Below are 16322 nucleotides of genomic sequence, written 5' to 3'. Positions count from 1 at the left end.
TGCGCTTGTCATTTTCTTTTCAACTATCTATAATGAGGAAAGATGTTGACGGTTAAGAGGAGTGGAAAAAATGGGATTAACAGCAGGAATTGTTGGTTTACCAAACGTCGGAAAATCGACGCTATTTAATGCTATTACAAAAGCGGGCGCAGAATCCGCTAACTATCCTTTCTGTACGATTGAACCGAACGTTGGAATTGTCGAAGTACCTGATGAACGGTTGAAAACATTAACGGGGTTAGTCAAGCCAAAAAGAACGGTACCAACCGTGTTTGAATTTACCGATATCGCTGGAATTGTGAAAGGTGCAAGCAAAGGCGAAGGATTAGGAAATAAGTTTTTATCTCACATTCGCCAAGTTGATGCGATTTGCCAAGTCGTTCGTTGTTTTGCCGATGAAAACATTACCCATGTCGCTGGAAAAGTCGATCCGCTTGCCGATATTGAAACGATTAATTTAGAGCTCATTTTAGCCGATCTTGAAACGGTAGATAAGCGCATTGATCGCGTTGGAAAAATGGCCAAGCAAAAAGATAAAGATGCCATGTTTGAATATGAGATTCTTGCTCGATTGAAAGAAACATTTGAAGCAGGAAAAGCGGCGCGCACCTTATCGTTTACAGAAGAAGAAATGAAAGTCGTAAAACAGCTTCATTTACTGACGATTAAACCGATGTTATATGTTGCCAATGTGGGCGAAGAAGATGTAGCGAATCCGGACGATAATCCATTCGTACAACAAGTGCGTGAATTCGCGAGAAATGACCATGCGGAGGTCATTGTTGTTTGTGCGAAAGTGGAAGAAGAAATCGCTCAATTGGATGACGAAGAAAAAGAATTATTTTTACAGGAGCTCGGCATTGAGCAATCGGGGTTAGATCAACTTATTCGCGCTGCGTATAGTTTATTGGGGCTTGCGACGTTCTTTACTGCTGGGGAACAAGAAGTGCGGGCGTGGACGTTCCGAAAAGGAATGAAGGCACCGCAATGCGCCGGAATCATCCATTCTGATTTTGAGCGTGGATTTATTCGTGCTGAAACGGTTTCCTATGATGATTTAGTCGCAGCAGGGTCGATGGCAGCGGCACGCGAAGCAGGAAAAGTGCGATTGGAAGGAAAAGACTACGAAGTACAAGATGGCGATATTATCTATTTCCGCTTTAATGTTTAATATTGCTTCTATTTTTTAACCGTGATATAATCAAAAAATGTGAGTAATATTTTATTGCTCCTTGCCCTTTTATAGGGCCGTTTAGACCAAAAGGAGGTGACTAGCATGAAAAGAAAATACGAAATCATGTATATTATCCGCCCAAATTTAGATGATGAAGCGAGAAAAGCAGTTGTAGAGCGCTTCAATACTATTTTAACAGAAAACGGTGCGGAAATTGCAAACGTCAAAGAATGGGGTAAACGTCGCCTAGCATATGAAATCAAAGATTTCCGCGACGGTTACTACATGATTGTGAACGTAGTGTCTGAACCAAAAGCGGTACAAGAGTTCGACCGTTTAGCGAAAATCAGCGAAGACATTATTCGTCACATCGTTGTGAAAGAGGAAGAATAATTTCCGTTATTAAGTATTAAGGAGTGGTTCTGATGATTAACCGCGTAATTCTTGTAGGGAGACTTACAAGAGACCCAGAATTACGCTATACTCCAAATGGAGTAGCTGTTGCCACGTTTACGCTTGCTGTCAATCGTCCGTTTACGAACCAACAAGGTGAGCGTGAAGCGGATTTTATTAACTGTGTCGTCTGGCGTCGTCCCGCGGAAAATGTAGCCAACTTCTTGAAAAAAGGAAGTTTAGCTGGAGTGGACGGTCGCTTACAAACGAGAAGTTATGAGGGCCAAGATGGAAAACGTGTGTACGTGACTGAAGTGGTTGCTGATAGCGTTCAATTTCTTGAACCTAAAGGTAGCATGGAGCAACGTGGTGCAACAGCAGGTGGCTACTATGGAGAGCCATTTCCATTTGGACAAAATCAGAACCCGCGTAACACAAACGATCATGGCTTTAGTCGCATCGATGAAGATCCATTTGCCAATGATGGACAACCTATTGATATTTCCGATGACGACTTACCGTTTTAATGAATATATGAAATCAGGATGAGGAAGGAGGATCAATAATGGCAGGACGTAAAGGTGGACGTGCAAAACGTCGTAAAGTGTGCTACTTCACAGCGAACGGAATTACTCATATCGACTACAAAGACGTTGATACACTCAAAAAATTCATCTCTGAGCGCGGTAAAATTTTACCTCGTCGTGTGACTGGTACAAGTGCAAAATATCAACGTAAGTTAACTGTTGCGATTAAGCGCGCTCGTCAAATGGCATTATTGCCATATGTAGCAGGTGAATAAAAAGAAGAAGCAGTAAGGGGGAAACCTTACTGCTTTTTTTATGCTGTGTGATGGTTTTATCATTTCTGTGAATTAGGGTAATATAGTGAGGTAAGGAGGGCGAAAAGTTGAGAAATACATATGCGTTAACGGAGGCTGCCATCCAGCTGGCTCTGTTTACTGTTTTATTTTTAGTTTCATTGTATGTACCATTATTAGGAGCGGTGACAACATTATTTTTATCGATTCCGTTTATTATTTTTACCATCAAGCACGGTTATCAACAAGCGTTGCTATTGCTTGTTGCATCGCTTGTTGTTTCCTCGGTTGTTGGTTCACTACTTTCCCTTCCCGGCGTTCTTATGTTTGGGACAGCTGGCATCGTCATAGGTGCGCTACTGGCAAAACAGAAAAATCGTTATGTTGTTTTAGTGGCAGGAACGATGACATTTTTATTCAATATGGTGATCGACTACATCATTTCCATTCAATTTTTTGAAATGGATATTATTAAACAAGCGCTTTCATTGCTAAATGAATCTTTCCACACAGCCATACAAATGATGCGCGGAATGGGGCAGCAACCGCCAAAGGAATTGCAAGAACGTTTTGAACAAGGATTGGAACTTATCAAATATGTAACTCCTACGTTATTTGTACTAGGTGCGTTTCTGCTAGCCTATGTGACAATGATTGTTTCTGTTCCAATTTTAAAACGATTAAAACTTTCTGTGGGGACTTGGCCACCGTTTCGCAATTTCAGTTTACCGAAAAGCTTATTATGGTATTATTTACTGATTTTAATAGTGACGTTTCTCCCATTGGAAAAAGGAACATTTGTCTACATTGTTGTTCTAAATTTATACTATTTGCTGCAGTTGTTGTTTGTCGTTCAAGGCCTTTCTTTTCTTTATTATGTTGGCGACCGAAAGAACATTCCAAAAGGGATGATCGTCTGGGGAACGGTGCTTTGTTTATTTCTCCCTTTTCTACTTTATCTTATTGCGATATTAGGTATAATTGATTTAGGATTTGAATTACGGAAACGCATCTTGTAATGGATGTGTTCGGATTATTTATGATGTAGGAGCTGACATGAATGTCTCATTTTTATGAAAAGAAAGCATATCGCTATCCCTTGTATTCGTTAATCGTTTTAACGTTTATTTTGGTTGCTATCATATTTTATTTTCAATGGATTTTAGGGATAGCTGGCTTTTTGCTCCTCGGCTTTGTGCTTTATTATGTTATGCGCTCACAGCGGGAATTACAGGAAGAGGTAGAGGAGTATATTTCTACGCTCTCTTACCGAGTAAGGAAGGTAGGAGAGGAAGCATTGATGGAGATGCCCATTGGAATTATGCTTATCAATGATGATTATACGATTGAATGGGCGAACTCCTTTTTAGCTTCTTGCTTTGGAATGGAGACGCTTGTAGGGCAGTCATTGTATGATATCGCAGATCAACTCGTTTCACTGATGAAACAAGACGTTGATGAGGAAATGGTCGATATTCGTGATCGAAAGTTTAAAGTGATCGTAAGAAGGGAAGAAAGGCTTCTTTACTTTTTTGATATAACTGAACAAGTGGAAATCGAAAAGCAGTATGAAGCCGAACGAATTGTATTAGGAATTATTTTTCTTGATAACTATGATGAAGTTACTCAAGGGATGGACGACCAGGCAAAAAGCCAAATGAACAGCCATGTGACTTCCATCCTAAACAAATGGGCACACGATTACGGTCTCTTTTTAAAAAGAACCTCATCGGATCGTTTTATTGCCGTATTAAATGAACAGATATTACAACAGCTTGAAAAAAGCAAGTTTTCGATTTTAGATGAGGTTCGTGAGCAGACAATGAAGAATAATATTCAGCTTACATTAAGTATCGGAATCGGTGCGGGTGCCTCTTCATTGCCTGAACTAGGGGCTCTGGCGCAGTCGAGTTTGGATTTAGCATTAGGTCGTGGCGGCGACCAAGTCGCGATTAAACAAGCCAACGGAAAAGTAAAATTTTATGGTGGAAAAACAAACCCGATGGAGAAACGTACACGGGTACGGGCACGTGTCATTTCCCATGCGTTAAAGGAATTGATTGTCGAAAGCGATAAAGTGCTCATTATGGGCCATAAATACCCGGATATGGATGCTCTGGGAGCAGCAATAGGTATTTTAAAAGTGGCTCAGCTTAACCAAAAAGAAGGGTTTATTGTTATTGATACGACGCGCATTGATGCCGGTGCCCACCGCCTGATTGAGGAAATAAAAAAACATCCAGAGCTTTGGGCACGATTTATTAAACCGGAGCAGGGGCTTGAGCTTGTCACAGACGATACGTTGTTAATTGTGGTAGATACCCATCGCCCGTCATTAGTCGTGGAAGAAAAATTATTATTCCGAACAGATCATATTGTTGTTATTGATCACCATCGCCGTGGTGAGGAATTTATCGATGATCCGATTCTTGTCTATATGGAACCTTACGCCTCTTCTACTTCGGAACTCGTTACGGAATTGTTAGAATACCAACCGAAACGTACGAGGTTAACGATGTTAGAAGCAACAGCATTGCTTGCTGGGATTGTTGTCGATACGAAAAGTTTTACGTTGCGCACCGGCTCGCGCACGTTTGATGCTGCTTCCTACTTACGCGCACAAGGAGCAGATACCGTTTTAGTACAAAAATTATTGAAAGAGAATATAACAAACTATGTGAAGCGGGCAAAAATGATTGAAAATGCGTCAATTGACGCAAGAGGAATTGCGATCGCTAAAGGCGATCCAAATGAAATGTATGATCAAGTTCTCATTGCTCAAGCAGCGGATACGTTATTATCACTAAGCGGGGTTGTCGCTTCATTTGTGATTTCAAAGCGGATTGATCATAAGATTGGCATTAGTGCTCGCTCATTAGGAGATATTAACGTTCAAGTAATTATGGAAAGTTTAGGTGGCGGTGGGCATTTGACAAACGCTGCCGTGCAATTATCTGATGTGACCATTGAAGAAGCAGAACAGCGTTTACGAACAGCCATTGATGAATACTTAGAAGGGGGTAAAAAGTGATGAAAGTTATCTTTCTAAAAGACGTAAAAGGAAAAGGAAAAAAAGGTGAAATTAAAAACGTAGCTGATGGATATGCGCAAAACTTTCTTTTCAAACAAGGTCTTGCCATTGAGGCAACACCAGCTAATTTAAAAGCGCTTGAGGCACAGAAAAATAAAGAAAAACGCCAAGCAGAGGAAGAACTTGAAAAAGCAAAGCAACTAAAGGAACAATTGGAACAATTAACGGTACAAATATTTGCAAAAGCTGGTGAAGGAGGCCGCTTATTCGGTTCAGTCACAAGCAAACAAATAGCCGAAGCGCTTCAAAGCCAATATCAAATTAAAGTCGATAAGCGTAAAATCGAGTTAGATGATGCAATTCGCGCATTAGGGTATACAAACGTACCGGTAAAACTTCATCCAGAAGTAACTGCAACGTTAAAAGTGCATGTAAGTGAACAAAAGTGAACGCATAAAAATGTGATTTTATGAGGAAGTCATTCCTTCCCATATAATCACATTTTTCTTATGGTTATTGTGTTTCAATTGGATCGAAAAACAGAAAAAGGTGGTGAAAAGAGATGAACGATGTATTTGCTGAGCGCATTCCTCCGCAAAGCATTGAGGCCGAACAAGCGGTGTTAGGCGCTGTGTTCCTTGACCCTTCCGCTTTAACATTAGCTTCGGAAATTTTAATTCCTGAAGATTTTTACCGTGCTTCCCACCAAAAGATTTTCCATGCGATGCTAAAGGTAGCCGATAAAGGAGAGCCGGTTGATTTAGTTACAGTAACAGCAGAATTAGCAGATGCGCAAATATTGGAAGAAGTAGGCGGCGTCTCATATTTAAGCGAGCTTGCTGATGCGGTTCCGACCGCAGCGAATGTCGAGTATTATGCTCGCATTGTTGAAGAAAAGTCGATTCTGCGCCGCCTAATCCGCACTGCCACATCGATTGCTCAAGATGGCTATACACGAGAAGACGAAGTTGATGTTTTATTGAATGAAGCAGAAAAGAAAATTATGGAAGTATCGCAACGGAAGCATTCCGGTACGTTCCAAAACATTAAAGATGTGCTTGTGCAGGCCTATGATAATATTGAAATGCTTCATAATCGGAAAGGAGAAATTACAGGGATTCCGACCGGTTTTACAGAGCTTGATCGAATGACGGCTGGATTTCAACGAAGCGATCTTATTATCGTCGCTGCTCGTCCTTCCGTAGGGAAAACGGCGTTTGCATTGAATATCGCGCAAAATGTTGCTACGAAAACAAACGAAAATGTCGCCATTTTTAGTTTAGAGATGAGCGCCCAACAATTAGTTATGCGGATGTTATGCGCAGAAGGAAATATTAATGCGCAAAACTTGCGGACTGGTAAACTAACACCGGAAGATTGGGGAAAATTAACGATGGCGATGGGGAGTTTATCGAATGCTGGCATTTATATTGACGATACGCCTAGTATTCGAGTCAGCGATATTCGGGCAAAATGTCGCCGCCTGAAACAAGAAAGCGGACTGGGAATGGTATTAATTGATTATTTACAGCTCATTCAAGGTAGTGGAAGAAATCGAGAAAATCGGCAACAGGAAGTATCGGAAATTTCGCGTTCATTAAAGGCGTTAGCTCGTGAATTGGAAGTGCCTGTCATCGCTTTATCACAGCTTTCACGCAGCGTAGAACAACGCCAAGACAAGCGGCCGATGATGTCCGACATTCGTGAATCAGGAAGTATTGAACAAGACGCTGACATTGTGGCATTTTTATATCGCGATGATTATTATGATAAAGAATCAGAGAACAAAAACATTATAGAAATTATTATTGCGAAACAACGGAATGGCCCGGTTGGTACGGTGCAATTAGCATTTATTAAAGAGTATAACAAATTTGTGAATCTGGAGCGTCGCTTTGACGATGCCCATATTCCGCCAGGAGCATAATGTTAACAAAGGGGCGCTATTTTGATAAGGAGCGTCCTCTTTTTTATAAATGGGAAACGAAAAGTGTCTAGTTTCAGTGCTCAACTCATTTGTTTCTTGAATAGGTATCCATGTAAAACTTGCGAGAAGCATGATTAGAAAAGAGATGCTTTAAGCAGTTCAGGGGTTAAATAAACTCCGCTTTCGAAGTGCAAGAGCTTCTAGCTTCTAGCGGGCAAAGAACATTTGTCCATCGCAGAAACTAGAATGGCGGCATTTCGCCGTTGGTCCACAGGGTGTCGGCAGTTTTTAGGAGAATTTGGGTCACCTGCGCTTTTCTTATAGGTTGAATACGAATGAAATAATAAAAATAATTGATAAATGTTCGTGTTTTATTGACTTTCATTCGTAAAACTGCTACACTTACTATGTTTATATCGAGAAAAGTGGAGGTGCTCGCCATGTCTTCGGTCGTCGTTGTCGGCACGCAGTGGGGCGATGAAGGGAAAGGAAAAATTACTGATTTCTTATCTGAAAATGCAGAAGTCATTGCAAGATATCAAGGTGGGAACAACGCAGGACATACGATTGTTTTTAACGGAGAGAAATACAAACTACATCTGATTCCATCTGGAATTTTTTATAAAGATAAAATATGTGTGATCGGAAATGGAATGGTTGTTGATCCGAAAGCGCTTGTTGCGGAATTACAATATTTACATAATCACGGCATTTCAACAGATAACTTACGAATTAGCAATCGCGCGCATGTCATTTTGCCATACCATCTGAAACTTGATGAAGTGGAAGAAGAGCGAAAAGGAGCAAATAAAATCGGCACGACGAAAAAAGGAATTGGTCCAGCGTATATGGACAAAGCGGCTCGCGTCGGCATTCGTATCGCTGATTTGCTCGATCGCGAAGTGTTTGAAGAAAAGTTAGCCCGCAATTTGCAGGAGAAAAACGTTCTTTTTGAAAAAGTATATGGCGTTGAAGGGTTTCAACTAGAGGACATTTTAGATGAATATTATGAGTATGGACAACAAATTGCTCAATACGTCTGCGATACATCGGTTGTTTTAAACAACGCTCTCGACGAAGGACGCCGCGTATTATTTGAAGGTGCACAAGGTGTTATGTTAGATATTGACCAAGGGACGTATCCGTTCGTCACTTCATCCAATCCGGTTGCTGGCGGTGTCACTATCGGTTCAGGTGTTGGACCAACGAAAATTAAACATGTCGTTGGCGTAGCTAAAGCGTATACAACCCGTGTTGGCGATGGACCATTTCCGACGGAACTGCACAATGAAATTGGCGACCGCATTCGTGAAGTAGGGCGTGAATATGGTACGACAACAGGGCGTCCGCGCCGCGTTGGTTGGTTCGATAGCGTTGTTGTTCGCCATGCTCGCCGTGTGAGCGGCATTACTGATTTATCGTTAAACTCCATTGACGTGTTAACGGGGATTGAAACGTTAAAAATTTGTGTGGCCTATCGCTATAAGGGACAAATTATTGAAGAATTCCCAGCAAGCTTGAAAGTATTAGCGGAATGTGAGCCTGTATACGAAGAGCTTCCGGGTTGGACGGAGGATATTACAGGAGTTAAAAGCCTCGATGAGCTGCCAGCCAATGCCCGTCATTATATCGAACGAATTTCGCAATTAACAGGTATCCCGTTATCGATTTTCTCCGTTGGTCCGGACCGCTCGCAAACGAATGTTGTCCGCAGCGTATATGCATAATCTTCTTATAACAAGCATAGATACAATGTGTCTATGCTTTTCTTTTTGAATTGGCAATGGGTAATAAGTGAATTCAATCGTATAACGTGATAAATTAATAGTATACGTATTTTTCGATTCCATCGATAAAGAAAGGATGTGAACAATGATGGAAAAACGAATTCTTGTTGTTGACGATGAAAAACCGATTGCAGATATTTTGCAATTTAATTTACAAAAAGAAGGATATGAAGTAGTTTGCGCATATGACGGAGTCGAGGCACTTCAAAAAGTAGAAGAAGTGACGCCCGATCTGATTTTATTAGATATTATGCTCCCACAAAAAGATGGGATGGAAGTATGCCGCGAAGTGCGGAAAAAGTATGATATGCCGATTATTATGTTAACGGCGAAAGATTCAGAGATTGATAAAGTACTTGGATTGGAATTAGGGGCGGATGACTATGTAACAAAACCGTTTAGTACAAGGGAATTATTAGCACGCGTGAGAGCGAATTTACGTCGCCATTCTCAAAGTGCTAATACGTCGGAAGAGAACAATGACATGAACGAGATCACTGTTGGTTCACTTGTTATTCGTCCTGATGCGTATATTGTGTCAAAACGAGGAGAAACGATCGAATTGACACATCGGGAATTTGAATTGCTTCATTACCTTGCTAAACATATTGGGCAAGTAATGACAAGGGAGCATTTATTGCAAACCGTGTGGGGATATGATTATTACGGAGATGTTCGTACCGTCGATGTAACCGTGCGCCGCTTACGAGAAAAAATTGAGGATAATCCGTCTCATCCAGCATGGATTGTCACGCGGCGAGGAGTCGGTTATTATTTGCGCAACCCAGAACAGGAGTAAAGGAAACCAATGAAAAAAGTAGGTCCATTTCGTTCGATTCATTTTAAATTTGTTTTGATTTACGTGCTTCTCATTCTTGTTGCGATGCAAATCATTGGCGTATATTTTGTGAGAAAGCTAGAGACAGAGCTTGTGCAAAACTTTAAAAACTCTCTAAATGAGCGAGTGACGCTGCTTGCCTATAACGTGGAACAGGCAATGAGTAAAGAGAGAGATTCGAAAAGCCCGACGTTAGAGGAAGATATTCGCTCCCTTCTACATGATTTTGTCTCCCAAGACATTTCCGAAGTACGGATCATTGATGATAAAAGTAAGGTGCTTGGCACATCGAACCCTTATATGCAAAACATCGTTGGCAAAAGGACAACAGAGATTTTTGTGAAACGAGCACTCGTTACAGGAGAAATGGTTGATCGAATGTTCATTGATCGAAAAACAGGGCATCGCATGTACATTTCCTCGACACCGATTAAGCCGGGCGGCGAAATTAAAGGTGTTATTTATGTCATCGCTTCGATGGAAAATGTATTTTCACAAATGAGACAAATTAATATGATTCTAGCGACAGGAACGGGGATCGCGCTAGCTATTACTGCAATATTGGGCATCTTTCTATCGCGGACGATTACCCGCCCAATTTCGGATATGCGAAAGCAAGCCCTTGCGATGTCGAAAGGGAACTTTTCTCGAAAAGTAAAGGTGTATGGTTATGATGAGATTGGCCAATTGGCCATGACATTTAACAATTTGACAAAAAAATTACAGGAAGCCCAAGCAACAACGGAAGGAGAGCGCCGAAAGTTAGCCTCCGTGTTAACGCATATGACCGATGGAGTGATTGCGACTGACCGCCGCGGGAGAATTATTTTAATTAACGATGCCGCATTGAATATTTTGAATGTTTCACGTGAAACAGTTCTTTCAAGCTCAATTATTGATGTATTAGGCCTCGGCGACCAATACACATTTGAGACGTTACTAGAAGAGCCCGATTCGTTAATTTTAGACTTTAGTACGGATGACGAATTATATATCTTGCGTGCTTCTTTATCCGTTATTCAAAAAGAAACTGGATTTGTCAACGGATTAATCGTTGTGCTGCATGATATTACGGAGCAAGAAAAAATCGACCAAGAACGGCGAGAGTTCGTCGCCAATGTTTCTCATGAGCTGCGGACGCCTTTAACAACAATGAAAAGTTATTTAGAAGCGTTAGCAGAAGGAGCTTGGAGGGATGAAGAGATTGCCCCACGGTTTATTGAAGTCACGCAGATGGAAACGGAGCGAATGATTCGATTAGTCAATGATTTACTTCAGCTCTCCAAACTCGACAGCAAGGACTATAAGCTGAATAAGTCATGGGTGAATTTTTCACGATATTTTCATAAGGTAATTGACCGTTTCGAATTAACGAAAAATGAAAATATTACGTTTGTGCGGAAAATTCCTGATGAAGCGATTTTTATTGAAATCGATGAAGATAAAATCACCCAAGTGCTCGATAACATTATTTCCAACGCGTTAAAATATTCTCCTCGAGGCGGTAACATTACGTTTCGCGTCAAAGAGCTGAGCGATGAAATTTTAGTTAGCGTCAGTGATGAAGGAGTTGGTATCCCGAAAGCAGATTTAGCAAAAGTATTTGACCGATTTTATCGTGTCGATAAAGCACGGTCACGTAAACTTGGCGGCACAGGGCTGGGATTGGCGATCGCTAAAGAAGTGGTCGTTGCCCACGGAGGGAAAATTTGGGCAGAAAGTAAGGAGCATAAGGGCACAACGATTTTCTTTACTTTACCGTTTGAACGGATTCAAGAGGATGACTGGTATGAAGTATGAAACAATTAAAACGATTATATTAACTTTTTTAGTGTTGACAAGCATTGTGTTGACATGGGGACTATGGACATACCACCCCAAATATGATGTAATGCAAAATGATGAGTATATCCAGCACATATCAGTCAGCAATACGCAAGTCGATACGGCGATGATTGTTCAGCCTTCACAAATATTCATCCATAAAAATAATGCCCACTATGGAATGATTGAAGAAGAAGAAATCAACGCGTTATTAAAAGAAATGAAAAAATGGACATTCGATGATTTCGAAAATATTTCAACGACCATTCCGAAGGGGAATTTCTTATCGTTTTTACATGGAAGAGGGAAAATTGAAATCGTTTATCCAGATGATATTCCGATTGATATTTATCGTGCAATTTTTCAAATTGAAGATAAAGGAATTAAAAGAGTTAGCTTTGACCGAATCATCATCCCTGTTGAGAAACAAGAAGATATTTCTGTGTACTTTGTTTCAACGAACAATCGAAGAGTATATAAAGCTGTAGCCAGCAATGTTTCATTCGCGGAAATCGAACGTTTATATGATGAAAAAGCAGACAAGTATCCACGCTATTTTGCTTACAACATCAGTGAGACAAAGTCCATCTTCCTTCCTGAAAAAGAAGTTACGCTGAGTCGGTTACAATATTACACAGATGAACTTGATCCTGATAAGTTTAAGGAAGCGTTATTTAGCGATCCGAGCTTTGTGAAAAAAGATTTGCTCACGTTTGGCGAAGAATATACAGATGGTTCACGGCTGATGGATGTGGACTTTTTACAGCGGTTGTTGTTATATGTCAATCCTGCTGCCCAAAATACAATGAACAGGACGAGTGAGGAAGATAGCAATTTGATCCAACGAAGCATTGATTTTGTCAACGAGCATGGCGGTTGGACGGACATGTACCACTTTGCTGAATGGGATCATGAAGAACGGAAAGTTATTTTTCGTTTGAGTATGAATAACTATCCTGTGTTTAACGATTATGGAATGTCTGAAATTGTTCAAACGTGGGGCGATAATGAACCGATTAAGTACCAGCGTCCGTTATTTCGTCTGGAAATTCCAGACCGTGTAAGTGTGCCTATGAAACTGTTATCTGGTCATGAAGTGATTGAAAAGCTACAGAAAATAAAAGGATTCAAAAAAGAATTAGTGAATTGGATTACAGTAGGATATGAGCTTGTGAAAGATCCGGAGAGGGAAAAGGTTATTATTTTGAAACCGGCTTGGTTTTATTTGTATGGAGGAACATGGCGGGAAGTTCCGATGGAAGAGTTAAACAAAGAAAGAGGAGGGAACGTGAATGGATTGGAGTAAAACAAAAACGATTTTTATTATTACGTTCCTCATCCTCGATTTCTTTTTGGGTTATCAGTTTATGGAAAAACGAAGCAACAGTCAATTAGATGTCATTTTAGAAACAACGATTGAGGAGCAGTTAGAAGCAAATGGCATTACCTACGTGGAGCTGCCCAAAGAAATTACAAAAGCGACATATGTAAGCGGAAAGAGTAAAACGTTTACCCGTCAGGAAATTAGCAAATTATTCAATCAAAAAGTCACTGTAAGCAATCAAACGATTTTGCAGGCAACGTTTATTCATCCTATATCTCTTTCTAATTTTAGAGATCCGTATCGTTTGAGCGAGTTCTTACAGCGCCATATTCTTAATGGTAAAGATTATACGTTTTGGGCGTTTGATGAAAAATCGAATACCATTATTTGTTTTCAAAAGTATAATGGCAAAGTTATTTATAAAAATGTAAGTAGCATGTTGTTGCTTCATCTAAATGAAAAAAATGAAGTTGTTTCCTATGAACAAACTCTATTAGATGATTTAGAGAAATATGAGAAAAAGCAAGAAATCATTCCAGCCATTAAAGCCATTGAAACGTTATATAAAAAAGACTATTTGAAACCGGGAGACCATGTTACGTCCATTGAACTTGGTTACTATGCGCTTGTTCAATTTACGGCTTCACAAGTGTTAACACCAACATGGCATATTGTAGTGAACGGAAAAGAAGATTATTTTATTAATGCGTTTGAAGGACAGATTATTAGCGATGAAGGGAAAATGTTGGAGTGAGAAAAATGAATATGCAGTTTAGCGTCCTAGCAAGTGGAAGTACCGGAAATGCTTTTTACATCGAAACAGATGAACATCGATTGCTTGTCGATGCAGGATTGAGTGGCAAGCAGATGGAACAGTTGTTTCAACAAATTGATCGTAAGCTGCAGCAGGTGACGGCCATTTTAGTGACCCATGAACATAGTGATCATATTAAAGGACTAGGTGTCATCGCGAGGAAATACAAGCTTCCCATTTATGCAAATGAAAAAACGTGGAAAGCGATGGAAGGTTTGATTGGTGACATTCCGACCGAGCAAAAATTTGTATTTCCATTAGGAACTGTGCGTTCGTTTGGAAGTTTGGATGTTGAATCATTTGGCGTGTCCCATGACGCTGCAGAGCCGATGTTTTATGTGTTTCACTGCGGCGGCAAAAAGCTTGTCTTGATCACAGACACTGGATACGTAAGCGACCGCATGAAAGGAATTATTAACAATGCGGATGTGTTCGTGTTTGAAAGCAATCATGATGTAGATATGTTACGAATGGGGCATTATCCTTGGAATATTAAGCGCCGCATTTTAAGTGATGTAGGTCATGTATCTAACGAAGATGCGGCCCTTGCTCTAGCCGATGTCATTGGCGATCGGACAAAACGAATCTATTTAGCACACTTAAGTCAAGATAACAATATGAAGGAATTAGCGCGAATGACAGTCGGACAGACATTAACCAGCAAGGGATTCGCCGTTGGAGAGCAATTTCATTTATATGACACTGATCCGAAAATTCCAACAGACCTCGTGTATGTGTAGCCAACATTTTGGGAAAGATAAGTTAATGTGTTTACAATGGATTTTTTCCATCGTCACGAAGTATAATGGGGGATAGATACACACACTACCTTTTACCGAACCCTCTTTGTCGAAAGGATTGGTGAGTATGGGGTATTACGATGATCATTATGAACAATATCGACAAAAGCAAAAAGGAAATCGCGGTGGTTGGTTTTTATCAGCGCTAGTCGGTGCCATTTTAGGTGCATTATTAATAATGATTTCAATTCCAGCACTTTCAAAATGGAATGTGCTTCCTTATGATATTACGCCAAAAGAGAGTGAACAGGCGGGAAAAGAGGAAGCAGGAACGACAAAGCAGCCGGCTGTACAGCAAAATGTGGCTGTCAATGTTTCGTCCCAAGTGACAAAAGCGATTGATAAAGTATCGGATGCCGTTGTTGGTGTCGTCAACATTCAAGAGGCCAACTTTTGGTCGCAAGGCGACGAGGAAGCGGGAACAGGTTCCGGTGTTATTTATAAAAAAGCAAATGGTAAAGCATTCATTGTTACGAATCATCACGTTGTTGAAAATGCAAGTCAATTAGAAGTAAGCCTAAAAGATGGAACAAGGGTGCCTGCAAAGTTATTAGGAAGCGATCTGTTAACCGATTTAGCAGTGCTTGAAATTGATGCAAAGCATGTGAAAAAAGTAGCGGAATTCGGAAATTCTGACACGGTTAAGCCAGGGGAACCAGTCATTGCGATTGGAAACCCGCTTGGACTTCAATTTGCTGGTTCTGTTACACAAGGAATTATCTCAGGAACGAATCGGACAGTTGAGGTTGATTTAGACCAAGATGGGTTACCAGACTGGAATGCCGAAGTATTACAGACAGACGCAGCGATCAACCCAGGAAATAGTGGTGGCGCTCTTGTTAATATTGAAGGTCAAGTCATCGGTATTAACTCGATGAAAATTGCTCAAGAAGCAGTAGAAGGAATTGGCTTTGCGATTCCGATTAATTCGGCTCTACCGATTATTTCCGATTTAGAAAAGTATGGTCAAGTACGTCGTCCTTATATGGGAGTAGAGCTCCGTTCATTAAGTGATATCTCATCTTATCATTTACAGGCAACATTGCACTTGCCAAAAGATGTGACAGAAGGGGTTGCGGTTATTCAAGTTGTGCCAATGTCTCCAGCGGCACAAGCGGGATTAAAACAATTTGATGTCATCGTTGCGTTAGATGGTAAAAAGATTCGCAATGTCCTTGAATTGAGAAAATACTTGTATACAAAAAAATCAATTGGTGATAAAATGACCGTTACATTCTATCGTGATGGAGAGAAACGAACAGTCACTATGAAATTAACGAAAGAATCCTTTTAGATGATGTAACGAGAATGGTTTGTGAATAAGTTATCAACAAGGAGCGAAAATCACGCTCCTGTTTTCTTTTTTCCACAAGTGGATAAGGAGGGACATGTTATGTTTGCCTGTTGTGAAGATCATATTGATTTAGCAATTGATATGTATGTGGATAAAATGGAGCAAGCGCCGGAAATTACACATATGACTGTGGATAACCAATCTAAAACATGCGATTTTTGTCCAAAGAAGGCCGTATATATAGTGGGGAACTAATGTTTTTACACTATATGTGGATATGTGTTGTGTATATGTGG

At 40.4% G+C, this 16322-nt stretch carries 16 protein-coding genes; all 16 read left to right on the top strand.

Annotated elements, in window-relative coordinates; all coding sequences use genetic code 11:
- Window positions 1–70: 70 nt before the first annotated feature.
- The 16 genes from ychF to ISX45_RS15470 all read left to right on the top strand — a co-directional run bounded on the left by ychF (window position 71) and on the right by ISX45_RS15470 (window position 16281).
- Complete coding sequence (gene ychF, locus ISX45_RS15545) at window positions 71–1171, top strand: redox-regulated ATPase YchF (RefSeq protein WP_181555273.1); 1101 nt, start codon at window positions 71–73, stop codon at window positions 1169–1171.
- Between the two features lie 105 nt (window positions 1172–1276).
- Window positions 1277–1567 carry a 30S ribosomal protein S6 gene (gene rpsF, locus ISX45_RS15540; protein WP_181555274.1) on the top strand — a complete coding sequence of 97 codons (291 nt, stop codon included), beginning with the start codon at window positions 1277–1279 and terminating at the stop codon, window positions 1565–1567.
- Between the two features lie 32 nt (window positions 1568–1599).
- The gene (gene ssb / locus ISX45_RS15535) at window positions 1600–2094 is read left to right on the top strand and encodes a single-stranded DNA-binding protein (protein ID WP_181555275.1); all 495 of its coding nucleotides are present in this window, start codon (window positions 1600–1602) and stop codon (window positions 2092–2094) included.
- A 38-nt stretch (window positions 2095–2132) separates the two neighbouring features.
- On the top strand, window positions 2133–2369 hold the full coding sequence (gene rpsR, locus ISX45_RS15530; RefSeq protein ID WP_027408127.1) for a 30S ribosomal protein S18: 237 nt from the start codon (window positions 2133–2135) through the stop codon (window positions 2367–2369).
- A gap of 107 nt (window positions 2370–2476) precedes the next feature.
- Window positions 2477–3406, top strand: coding sequence for a YybS family protein (locus tag ISX45_RS15525; RefSeq protein ID WP_194519378.1), 930 nt, complete (start codon window positions 2477–2479; stop codon window positions 3404–3406).
- A gap of 41 nt (window positions 3407–3447) precedes the next feature.
- Entirely contained in the window at window positions 3448–5418 is a 1971-nt protein-coding gene (locus ISX45_RS15520; RefSeq protein WP_181555277.1) for a DHH family phosphoesterase, read from the top strand.
- Window positions 5418–5867, top strand: a complete 450-nt coding sequence (gene rplI, locus ISX45_RS15515; RefSeq protein WP_181555278.1) for a 50S ribosomal protein L9 — start codon at window positions 5418–5420, stop codon at window positions 5865–5867. The genes ISX45_RS15520 and rplI overlap by 1 nt, the downstream gene beginning before the upstream one ends.
- A gap of 113 nt (window positions 5868–5980) precedes the next feature.
- Window positions 5981–7345: a replicative DNA helicase gene (dnaB, locus tag ISX45_RS15510; protein ID WP_181555279.1), complete on the top strand. Its 1365-nt coding sequence runs from the start codon at window positions 5981–5983 to the stop codon at window positions 7343–7345.
- Window positions 7346–7785: 440 nt separating this feature from the next.
- Window positions 7786–9072: an adenylosuccinate synthase gene (locus ISX45_RS15505; protein ID WP_194519377.1), complete on the top strand. Its 1287-nt coding sequence runs from the start codon at window positions 7786–7788 to the stop codon at window positions 9070–9072.
- Window positions 9073–9220: 148 nt separating this feature from the next.
- Window positions 9221–9931 (top strand): response regulator YycF, encoded by a 711-nt coding sequence (gene yycF, locus ISX45_RS15500; protein ID WP_181555281.1) that lies wholly within the window; start codon window positions 9221–9223, stop codon window positions 9929–9931.
- Between the two features lie 9 nt (window positions 9932–9940).
- Entirely contained in the window at window positions 9941–11770 is a 1830-nt protein-coding gene (gene walK, locus ISX45_RS15495) for a cell wall metabolism sensor histidine kinase WalK (RefSeq protein WP_181555282.1), read from the top strand.
- Entirely contained in the window at window positions 11751–13100 is a 1350-nt protein-coding gene (locus ISX45_RS15490) for a YycH family regulatory protein (protein ID WP_181555283.1), read from the top strand. Before walK ends, ISX45_RS15490 begins: the two co-directional genes overlap by 20 nt.
- The gene (locus ISX45_RS15485; RefSeq protein WP_181555284.1) at window positions 13087–13872 is read left to right on the top strand and encodes a two-component system regulatory protein YycI; all 786 of its coding nucleotides are present in this window, start codon (window positions 13087–13089) and stop codon (window positions 13870–13872) included. Before ISX45_RS15490 ends, ISX45_RS15485 begins: the two co-directional genes overlap by 14 nt.
- 5 nt (window positions 13873–13877) lie before the next feature.
- Complete coding sequence (locus tag ISX45_RS15480) at window positions 13878–14672, top strand: MBL fold metallo-hydrolase (protein WP_181555285.1); 795 nt, start codon at window positions 13878–13880, stop codon at window positions 14670–14672.
- 127 nt (window positions 14673–14799) lie between these two features.
- Window positions 14800–16026, top strand: a complete 1227-nt coding sequence (locus tag ISX45_RS15475) for a S1C family serine protease (protein ID WP_181555286.1) — start codon at window positions 14800–14802, stop codon at window positions 16024–16026.
- A gap of 99 nt (window positions 16027–16125) precedes the next feature.
- Complete coding sequence (locus ISX45_RS15470) at window positions 16126–16281, top strand: CxxH/CxxC protein (RefSeq protein ID WP_194519376.1); 156 nt, start codon at window positions 16126–16128, stop codon at window positions 16279–16281.
- The last annotated feature ends 41 nt before the right edge of the window (window positions 16282–16322 follow it).

The sequence above is a fragment of the Thermaerobacillus caldiproteolyticus genome (assembly GCF_015326725.1).
Lineage (GTDB): Bacteria > Bacillota > Bacilli > Bacillales > Anoxybacillaceae > Thermaerobacillus > Thermaerobacillus caldiproteolyticus.
This window is presented reverse-complemented; position numbering and strand designations above follow the sequence as displayed.